The 3,142-nt window shown below is 40.3% G+C and carries 4 protein-coding genes and 2 pseudogenes; all 6 read left to right on the forward strand.

Going from position 1 to position 3,142, the window contains the following annotated elements; genetic code table 11:
* Positions 1–148: 148 nt before the first annotated feature.
* Positions 149–244 (forward strand): annotated as a pseudogene (locus tag K6G87_RS19895) (DNA polymerase III subunit epsilon); the annotation flags it as partial.
* Between the two features lie 367 nt (positions 245–611).
* A pseudogene (locus tag K6G87_RS20045) lies at positions 612–764 on the forward strand (IS256 family transposase); the annotation flags it as partial.
* A gap of 23 nt (positions 765–787) precedes the next feature.
* A complete protein-coding gene (locus tag K6G87_RS05025) occupies positions 788–961 on the forward strand; it encodes a hypothetical protein (protein ID WP_296834644.1) in 174 nt (57 codons plus the stop codon).
* A gap of 48 nt (positions 962–1,009) precedes the next feature.
* The gene (locus K6G87_RS05030; RefSeq protein WP_296834645.1) at positions 1,010–1,324 is read left to right on the forward strand and encodes a TfoX/Sxy family protein; all 315 of its coding nucleotides are present in this window, start codon (positions 1,010–1,012) and stop codon (positions 1,322–1,324) included.
* 418 nt (positions 1,325–1,742) lie between these two features.
* On the forward strand, positions 1,743–2,063 hold the full coding sequence (locus K6G87_RS05035; protein ID WP_296834647.1) for a zinc ribbon domain-containing protein: 321 nt from the start codon (positions 1,743–1,745) through the stop codon (positions 2,061–2,063).
* 90 nt (positions 2,064–2,153) lie between these two features.
* Positions 2,154–3,134 (forward strand): AAA domain-containing protein, encoded by a 981-nt coding sequence (locus K6G87_RS05040; RefSeq protein WP_296834649.1) that lies wholly within the window; start codon positions 2,154–2,156, stop codon positions 3,132–3,134.
* The last annotated feature ends 8 nt before the right edge of the window (positions 3,135–3,142 follow it).

Consider the following 3,142-nt stretch of genomic DNA (forward strand, 5'->3'; position numbering starts at 1 on the left):
AACTATACAGCATGAAAGGGATAAGATGAAGGATCATATACTGGAAAAGTCAGGAATTGGGCTGTTAAGACTCAGTACGAATGGCAGTGGAGAGAGGGAGAAGTTGCTGAAGGCTATCGGGTTAAAAGTATAGGGAGTAGAATAATAGTATAAGTTAACGGATATGGCGGAGTACTTTGATATTTCCACTGCTGGTGCACATAGAGCCCTGAACGACTGCCGCATGAATCAGGAAGTATTTGAAATCGGATGATGATCATATAGGTGGCGCAGCTTCGGTAATCTCCAATGTCACGGTAGATCAGGTTCTCATGCCGGATTACACGAAGGACAATGAAATATACCTTGGCGTTATGGATGCACTGGACTATGGGTATCTGAAACCATATGTTCCTGCACCGGACGAGATATTGACACTTGGATCATGTACGGTCCAAGTCATGGACCCAATAAACAACTATGAAGATCCTAACAATAACTCGATTATTTTGATAGTTACCTGCGGGGATACAAGCTTCATATTCATAGGGGATGCGGAAGAAAATGAGCTTAATAACGTTGCTTCGCGATATGCCGCTCAGCTTGACTCTGATGTATATAAAGTCGGCCATCTTGGAGCATTCCCTGATAGAAACAGTGTTCTTATGCTTGTCTGTGCAAGACTACGTCATGTAGCGGGGACCGATTGGGGTATCAAACGATACATGAACATGGAACACCTCTTGGAAATGGATGTTGAGGAAGACCTACGTTTGGCCAGGTAACAGCCGGCAACTGAGCGGGCAAAATGAATTTGCGAAAAACATTTGACACTATCGAATACCTTCAGGAGATAGTCGATAAGAGGATATATGAAAAAGACTATGAGGAGATAACATCGTACTTCCAAAAAGAGAGAGTTGACTACGACGAGGCGATAGGAGTAATTGATAAAATAATTCATTCTAAGATGTTTGTATAAATATGTGACTTTTGGTCCGGTGGACCAAAAGTGAATGGGAGACTACAGATGGCTTCTAGTAAAGATTATTTAGAATATGTTTTAGATCAATTGTCATCCCTGGATGATATTTCTTATAGGGCGATGATGGGCGAGTATATCATTTATTATCAGGGAAAGATTGTTGGTGGAATCTATGATGATAGATTTCTGGTAAAGCCAACGAAATCTGCGCTTGATATGATGCCTGATGCATCTCGTGAATTGCCTTATGAAGGTGCTAAGGAAATGCTGCTTGTTGAGGATATTGATGACAGAGATTTCCTGAAAGACTTGCTAAATGCGATGGTGGATGAATTGCCAGCACCGAAAAAGAAGAAGTAAGTCACTTGTGGTCATCGTGACCACAAGTTGAATGAGGTTGATTTAGAGAAACTTCTGGTCCGGTGGACCAGAAGTTATTTTTGTTTTGTCACGATAATTGTATAAGAATCGTGACAAAAGAGGGTGGAGTATGATATGGATTGTTCGGATACGCAAGTAGCAATTAAGGTCATAGGATTGGCCTAACGCGCACGACATAGGAAGTGCGGATCGTATCAAATGCGCTGAAGCGCGGTCAGGCTGCGCTGAACTGCGACCGGGGGTGGGCCGGAATAATCAATCTCCAGATGTTGATCGTGAGGTAGTAAAATATCTTCTGTTCCATGAGCTATTGCACGCGAATGGTTATTTGAAACATGATGATAAATTCCGAAATCGCGAGTGGCAATATCCAAATTCCGATGAATTAGATGGCTTCTTGGATGAGCTAAGTATCCGTTATGATATGAAAGACATTTGGAATATTGCTGTTCGAACAGAAAAATATCTTGAAGATGGTTCTGTAGAACAGATTTCATATAAAGTCGAGAGTGACAAGATCATAGAGGAAGATAATACATCATCGATAGATTTAGCAAAGGAAGAGATTTCTGTAAAAGAAGATATATCTTCTGATGAGCATTTCAATCCTAGCGCCAAGGGAGTTATGACAGGTTACAAATATTGTAGGAATTGTGGCCACAAAGTTCCGGAAAGTGCTAAATTCTGCGATAAGTGCGGAGAAAGAATGGATTACTGAGGATTTGCATAAATTAAGAATGGTTATAAGATATATTTATGGATACTACAAAGTACATGATTATAGCTACCTGATGTCCCGTCTGTACTTTTGAAAGAGCATTATAGATGCCATCCTCAAATAATATCATTTTGTAATCAGAAGTTTTATAACGGAGAGCTTCTGGTCATGACTGAGGACGATAATCTTGGAAAAGCCTTGATGGCGGTGAAAACTGTAGAAGGGAATCATGCTAGGGGAAACTATAATCAGCGGCAGATTGATGTCATAAAAGATGAGATTCTTCCAACATTGGATGTTTCGAAGGATGAAATAGGCATTATTACACCATACAATGATCAGGTTAATGCTATAAGGCGGCAGATACCCGGTATAGATGCTGCTACAGTTCATAAGTTCCAGGGACGAGAGAAGGATGTAATTATTCTTTCAACAGTAGACAACCAGATAAAAGATTTTACTGATGATCCGTATCTGCTTAATGTTGCGGTCTCCAGAGCTAAGAAAAGATTGATAGTTGTAGTGTCCGGTAATGAGCAGGAGAAGACCGGCAACATAGTCGATCTTATTTCATATATTCAGTATAACAAGATGGAAGTCGTTGACAGTAAAGTCTATTCCATCTTTGATTTCCTATATTCTCAGTATAGAGAAGAGCGGTGGAGATATCTGAAAGATAAGAAGCGTATATCACAGTTTGATTCTGAAAACATGGCATATAACTTTATTACAGAAATGCTTCAAGGTCATCCGGAGTATGCTGTAGTTTGTTTTGAACCGTTATCTATGATCATAAGGGATTTGAGCAATCTTTCCGATGAAGAGGTACGATATGCACTGAATCCGGCGGCACACGTGGACTTTATGGTCTACAACAAGGTCAATAAACAGCCTGTGCTGGCCATTGAAATAGATGGTTATTCTTTTCATAAAGAAGGAACTATACAGCATGAAAGGGATAAGATGAAGGATCATATACTGGAAAAGTCAGGAATTGGGCTGTTAAGACTCAGTACGAATGGCAGTGGAGAGAGGGAGAAGTTGCTGAAGGCTATCGGGTTAAAAGTATAGGGAGTAGA

It is taken from the genome of Butyrivibrio sp. (genome assembly GCF_024699075.1).